The 6,000-nt window shown below is 32.6% G+C and carries 6 protein-coding genes and 1 riboswitch; all 6 genes read left to right on the top strand.

The features are described from left to right. The first annotated feature begins 52 nt into the window (after nucleotides 1-52). Nucleotides 53-910: a YitT family protein gene (locus I6U51_RS01150; RefSeq protein ID WP_211140776.1), complete on the top strand. Its 858-nt coding sequence runs from the start codon at nucleotides 53-55 to the stop codon at nucleotides 908-910. Between the two features lie 79 nt (nucleotides 911-989). Further along, a riboswitch (purine riboswitch) is annotated at nucleotides 990-1,091 on the top strand. Nucleotides 1,092-1,295: 204 nt separating this feature from the next. Then, the gene (locus I6U51_RS01155) at nucleotides 1,296-2,639 is read left to right on the top strand and encodes a nucleobase:cation symporter-2 family protein (protein ID WP_211140782.1); all 1,344 of its coding nucleotides are present in this window, start codon (nucleotides 1,296-1,298) and stop codon (nucleotides 2,637-2,639) included. Then, nucleotides 2,623-3,195 (top strand): xanthine phosphoribosyltransferase, encoded by a 573-nt coding sequence (locus tag I6U51_RS01160; RefSeq protein ID WP_211140777.1) that lies wholly within the window; start codon nucleotides 2,623-2,625, stop codon nucleotides 3,193-3,195. The genes I6U51_RS01155 and I6U51_RS01160 overlap by 17 nt, the downstream gene beginning before the upstream one ends. Before the next feature lie 213 nt (nucleotides 3,196-3,408). Then, nucleotides 3,409-4,404 (top strand): helix-turn-helix transcriptional regulator, encoded by a 996-nt coding sequence (locus I6U51_RS01165; RefSeq protein WP_246517022.1) that lies wholly within the window; start codon nucleotides 3,409-3,411, stop codon nucleotides 4,402-4,404. A 63-nt stretch (nucleotides 4,405-4,467) separates the two neighbouring features. Continuing rightward, on the top strand, nucleotides 4,468-4,731 hold the full coding sequence (locus I6U51_RS01170; protein ID WP_211140778.1) for a zinc ribbon domain-containing protein: 264 nt from the start codon (nucleotides 4,468-4,470) through the stop codon (nucleotides 4,729-4,731). 13 nt (nucleotides 4,732-4,744) lie between these two features. Beyond that, nucleotides 4,745-5,638 (top strand): SPL family radical SAM protein, encoded by an 894-nt coding sequence (locus I6U51_RS01175; protein WP_211140779.1) that lies wholly within the window; start codon nucleotides 4,745-4,747, stop codon nucleotides 5,636-5,638. Nucleotides 5,639-6,000: the final 362 nt, after the last annotated feature.

Raw genomic sequence — 6,000 nt, forward strand, 5'->3', positions numbered from 1 at the left:
AAATATAGAAATATCATGACCATACTAAATTATATCAAAAGGAGGATGTTAGATGATAAAAAAACATCGTAACAAGTTTGTATTTATTTTTCGGGTTTTATTAATAATGTTAGGGGCTACCCTAGCATCCATCGGTCTTGAAATATTTCTAATTCCCAATAATGTAATTGATGGTGGAATAACGGGAATATCTATAATGGCAAGTCATATAACGAAATTTCCTCTAGGTGTATTCATTTTCTTGTTAAATATACCATTTTTTGTCATAGGGTATAAGCAAATCGGAAAAACTTTTACCTTAGCAACCCTATTTGGGGTCATATGTTTATCTATAGGGGTAAGTGTTCTTCACCCTGTCTCAGGAATTACAAATGATACTTTTCTTGCCTCAGTTTTTGGAGGCATTATTTTAGGCGCAGGTATTGGAATAGTAATTAGAAGCGGCGGGTCCTTAGATGGGACTGAAATTATGGCAATAATATTAGATAGAAGGACGAGCTTTTCAATTGGAGAAATTGTTATGTTCTTTAATCTATTTATATTAGGTACTTCTGGATTCATTTTCGGATGGGACAGAGCGATGTACTCTTTAATAGCATATTTTATTGCCTTTAAAGTAATTGATATTACTGTAGAAGGTTTAGATGAATCAAAAGCAGTTACTATTATATCAGAAAAGCACAAAGATATATCCGAAGCGCTTGTGGACAGACTTGGTAGAGGAGTCACTTTACTTCAAGGAAAAGGCGGCTATAAAGGGTGTTCGACAAATGTAATATATGTTGTTGTATCAAGGCTTGAGATTGCCAAACTGAAATCAATTGTTAATGGATTTGATGATGATGCTTTAGTTACTATTGGAAGTGTTGAGGCGTCAGGCAAGAAGTATAAAAAGAAAGCTATACATTAAATTTTTACTCAAACTGAAAATTACTAATAATTAATAATATTAAAAAAATATTTTTATATCGAAAAATGTGTTATAATGCTGATATATCATACAAAAAGCTCGTATATCGTCGGTAATATGGTCCGAAAGTTTCTACCTGCTAGCCGTAAATTAGCAGACTACGAGGTAATGTGTTTTAACACATAGATATATTTTATATCTATTGGTTTTAAACTCAACACCTCAAATTATATTGAGGTGTTTTTTTATTACACATTTAATTAAAAATGCATAAGTTCGGATGAATATGTTATTATTTTAAACCGTGCTGCAGTTTGTTCTACGATGCTCTATGTATGATAGGCAAGTATTTTTAAAAACATAGAGGGAGATTAAGATGGAAAATATGAAAAAGAATCAAAATGACATTGAGTTAATCTATGGAGTTGAGGACAAACCAAGATTATTAACACAAATTTTATTAGGATTTCAGCATATTTTTGCTGCTTTTGGTGGAATTATTGTTGTTCCAATCGTTATTTCCGCAGCACTAGGTTTTGATGCTAAAACATCAACAGCACTAATCAGCAGCGCAATCTTAATGGCAGGGGTCGCTACATTTATTCAATCAAAGGGAGTTGGACCAGTTGGAGCACGAGTTGCCTGTATTATGGGAACTGACTTTACATTTGTTGCACCAGCTATTGCTGTTGGAGCAAAGTTTGGATTGCCAGGTATTTTTGGAGCAACAATTTTAGGTGCACTTATAGTAATTTCATTAAGCTTTTTTGTTAAACCTTTAATGAAGCTGTTTCCACCAATCGTAACGGGAACAGTGGTATCCTTAATTGGATTAACTTTACTACCAGTCTCAATAGATTGGGCAGCTGGCGGTGTAGGAAGTGCTAGTTATGGTAGTCTAAAAAACATTGCCATTGCTTTAGCTATAATGACAGTTACATTGTTATTAAACCACTATGGGAAGGGATTAGTTAGCAGTGCATCAGTTTTAATTGGAATGGTTGTTGGATATATTCTCTGCATTCCACTTGGAATGATTGACTTTTCATCTGTAGGGCAAGCAAGCTGGCTATCACTACCTAAAGCCTTTGGATATGGAATAAACTTTAACTTAAAAGTTTTGTTGCCATTTATACCTGCATACTTTGTTACAGTTATAGGAACAGTTGGATGTTTGAAAGCTATAAATGGAGTTTCAGGAATTGAGTCTGATGAAAAACGCATTGGTGCTGGAGTATTATCTGATGGTATAGGAAGTATGTTAGCTGGTGTGTTTGGTGCTATGCCAAATACGTCATTTAGCCAAAATATCGGCCTTATACCATTGACAAAGGTGGCTAGTCGTTATGTGACTATGATGGCGGGAGCATTACTAATTATTTTAGGTTTATTTCCTAAGTTTGCAGCATTAATTAACATAATGCCACAGCCAGTGCTTGGTGGAGTAGGAATTGTTATGTTTGGAACGGTAGCTGCAGCTGGAATTGAGACTTTAAGTCGTGTAAAGCTCAACAATCGTAATTTATTAATTATTGCTACGTCAATCGGCTTAGGGTTAGGGGTTACATTCCGTCCGGATGTCATTGCAAAATTGCCAGAAGGTTTAAAAATGATTTTTTCATCAGGAATTTCAACTGGAACAATTACAGCATTAGTATTAAATGTATTACTAAGAGAAAAAAATGAAAAGTCTAATGAAGTAGGTGATATAAATGAAAGAACTGCATAATCGTATTTTAAAAGATGGACATGCATTGTCTGAAACTGTATTAAAGGTTGATTCCTTTTTAAATCATCAAGTAGACCCAAATTTAATGTATGAAATGGGCACTTATTTCAAAAATTATTTTAAAGAGCATGAAATTACCAAGATATTTACAATCGAAAGCTCAGGAATTGCTCCAGCAGTTATGACTGCAATGCAAATGAACTTGCCAATGGTGACATTAAAGAAGCAATCATCAAAAATATTAAATGGTGATGTTTATCAAACAACTGTACATTCATTTACAAAAGCAATGGATTATGAGCTAACTTTATCTAAAAAATATATAACGGCAGAAGATCGAATACTAATTATTGATGATTTCTTAGCAAATGGTGAAGCTGCATTAGGTGCGGCCCGTTTAGTTGAAGAAGCAGGAGCTCAAGTTGCAGGAATAGGAATAGTTATTGAAAAGTCATTTCAACCTGGACGCAAGGTTCTAGAGGATAAAGGATATGAGGTTTATTCACTAGCACGTATTGCTAAATTAGGTGAGGGTTTAATCGAATTTGTAGAATAAGTATAGAGTTACTAGGCGGTCAGTTGACTTATACACTAAAAAGTATTAGTAACATTTTCAGGGGACAGAGGACAATTGACAGAGGACAGATTAAGGTGAGTTTTCCTCCTTTTCTGTCAATTGTCAATTTTTTTGTCCTCCCCTCATAAAAATTGCTAAATTAAATTATAGTATTAATCGATATTTTAATTTGGGTATCTATATAAATAAAGAATGGGTATGACTGTACTGGTAGAACTGGTGCAGTCTTTTGTTATTTCATGGGGGAGCTATGATATAATAGTAGTGGTGATAAATATGAAAATTAATAGATTAATAGAGATAATAATTATACTTCTTGGTAGAGGAACAGTAACAGCAAAGGAACTTTCAGAAAGATTTAGCGTGTCGCAGCGTACAATTTATAGAGATATAGATGAGCTATCTAGTGCAGGTATACCAGTGTATATGAGTAAAGGAAAAGGTGGAGGGATTTCTCTTTTGGAGAATTATACTCTAGATAAGACTATTTTATCAGAGGAGGAAAGAGGAAATATAATTTTTGCACTTAAGACCTTAGGGGCAACGAGGCAACTGCAGATAGATAATACTATAGAAAAACTTAAAAGTATATTTGGAAGTAATAACTCTATAGATTGGGTAGATGTTGATTTTACACATTGGGGAAGTAATGGCGACATTGATAGGAGATTTGATGAGATTAAGACTGCCATATTAAAACAAAAAATTTTAGAGTTTAAATATGTAAATTCTAAAAATATTAAAAGTGACCGAGTAGTAAAGCCGTATAAGATTATCTTTAAAGGGCAAGCTTGGTATCTATTAGGCTTTTGCTGCGAAAAAGAATGTTTCAGAATATTTAAGATTACACGTATGAGAGAAGTAAAGACTATAGATAAAAATTTTGAAAGAAAAGAAATTAGTAAGTATTTTAAGAAAACTAAAAGTGATTATAAATTTAATACGGTTATACTTAAGCTTAGATTCAATTCTAATATGCTTTATCGTATTATTGATTATTATAATGAAAATCAAATTTTACAAGAACCAGATGGCTCTTATTTAGTAACAGCAGAGTTTCCCTATGATGAGTGGGTATACTCTCACATATTATCTTATGGGGATAGCGTGGAAGTTATTGAGCCTGAATATGTAGTACAAGAAGTTAAAAAAAGACTTAAAAATATGTTTAATAAATATATAATATGACATATAGATGTCATATATTATTTGATATTATGGATACAAATAACAAAAAGGAGTGTGTCTATAATGGAAAGAATTTATTGTCAAAGCTGTGGAATGCCACTTATTGATCAAAAGGAAATTGGAACTAATGAGGATGGAAGCAAGAACACGGAGTACTGTATTTATTGTTTTGAAAATGGCACCTTTAAAGGTGATATGACAATGGAGCAGATGATTGAGTTTTGTGTACCACATATGGTAAACGCAAATCCTCATATGAGTGAACAAGAAGCTAGAAGTAATCTACAAAGATTTCTTCCTACACTAAAAAGATGGAAGAATAGGTAGGCAAGGAGGATAAATGGACTATATTCCTGCAAAAACAATAATCTCACAGTATGCCAAGGAAAACTCATGGTTTGGCATTAATTACAATATGAATATTTATAAGGGATGTTGCCATGGCTGCATTTATTGTGATTCCAGAAGCGAATGCTATGGTATAGAGAACTTTGATAAGGTAAGGGTAAAGGAAAATTCAACACAAATTATCAGAAAAGAATTGAAAGGTAAGAGAAGAACTGGAGTCGTTGGGACAGGCGCAATGAGCGATCCCTACAATCCTTTTGAGAAGGATTTAATGCTGACAAGAAATGCACTTGAACAAATAAATGCTTTTAATTTTGGAATAGCAATAGCTACTAAAAGTAATCTTATTACAAGAGATATTGATATTTTGAAAAAAATTAAGGAGCATTCCCCAGTGCTTATTAAGATAACTATTACTACCTATAATGATGAGCTTTGTAAAAAAATTGAGCCAAATGTTTGTGTATCCTCTGAAAGATTTAAAGCAATAAAAAAGCTCTCGGATAATGGTATATTCACCGGGATATTACTTATGCCCATTTTACCATTCATTAACGATAATGAAGAGAATATCATAAATATAGTAAGAAAAGCTTCTGAATGTGGCGCAAAGTTTATTTTGGCTTATGGTATGGGATTAACTCTTAGACAAAACCAAAGAGATTATTTTTATGATAAGTTGTCAGAAGTATTTCAAAATGATGACCTGGCTAAAAAATATAATACAGTGTTTGGAAATAGGTATGAATGTTCTTCTCCTAATACAAAAAGGCTCTGGACAATATTTAAAAATGAATGTGAGAGATTAGGGATACTTTATAAAATGCAGGATATAGTATCTGCTTATAAGAATGGATATTATGATAAGCAAATAAGCTGGTTTTGAATTAAGTGCTTTATATGTTTCAACCTAAATCAAATAAACTCGCATATAATATTGGAGTATTGCCTGCTTAGTAAGTTAGAGATATTATCAGAGTTAACAGTGAAGAAGCTAAATTGTGTGATATAGGAAATAGCCATTAAGTGGTATTCCTAATATTTTTGTCACATAAATGGAACTGATACAATTGAACTTAGCAGTCAAGCAGTTGATGCTTTGAGTTCTGCTACAAAAAACATAAGTTATGGACAAACATATTCTAATACTAAGAGTTCAACTTAATTAAATTCTTAGTTCTAGAACAATAAGAGAAAATATGTAAAATAAAAGAGTTTAGAGCGATCTGATATGCTCCCCTTGTGGTA

The sequence above is a fragment of the Clostridium aciditolerans genome (assembly GCF_016316925.1).
In the GTDB taxonomy this organism is placed as follows: Bacteria; Bacillota; Clostridia; order Clostridiales; family Clostridiaceae; genus Clostridium_AM; species Clostridium_AM aciditolerans.

What these genes read in the sequence shown, in the direction of transcription:
- I6U51_RS01150 (WP_211140776.1), top strand. Translation starts at nt 53, where the DNA reads ATGATAAAAAAACATCGTAACAAGTTTGTATTTATTTTTCGGGTTTTA.
- I6U51_RS01175 (WP_211140779.1), top strand. Translation starts at nt 4,745, where the DNA reads ATGGACTATATTCCTGCAAAAACAATAATCTCACAGTATGCCAAGGAA.
- I6U51_RS01160 (WP_211140777.1), top strand. Translation starts at nt 2,623, where the DNA reads ATGAAAGAACTGCATAATCGTATTTTAAAAGATGGACATGCATTGTCT.
- I6U51_RS01155 (WP_211140782.1), top strand. Translation starts at nt 1,296, where the DNA reads ATGAAAAAGAATCAAAATGACATTGAGTTAATCTATGGAGTTGAGGAC.
- I6U51_RS01165 (WP_246517022.1), top strand. Translation starts at nt 3,409, where the DNA reads ATGGGTATGACTGTACTGGTAGAACTGGTGCAGTCTTTTGTTATTTCA.
- I6U51_RS01170 (WP_211140778.1), top strand. Translation starts at nt 4,468, where the DNA reads ATGGAAAGAATTTATTGTCAAAGCTGTGGAATGCCACTTATTGATCAA.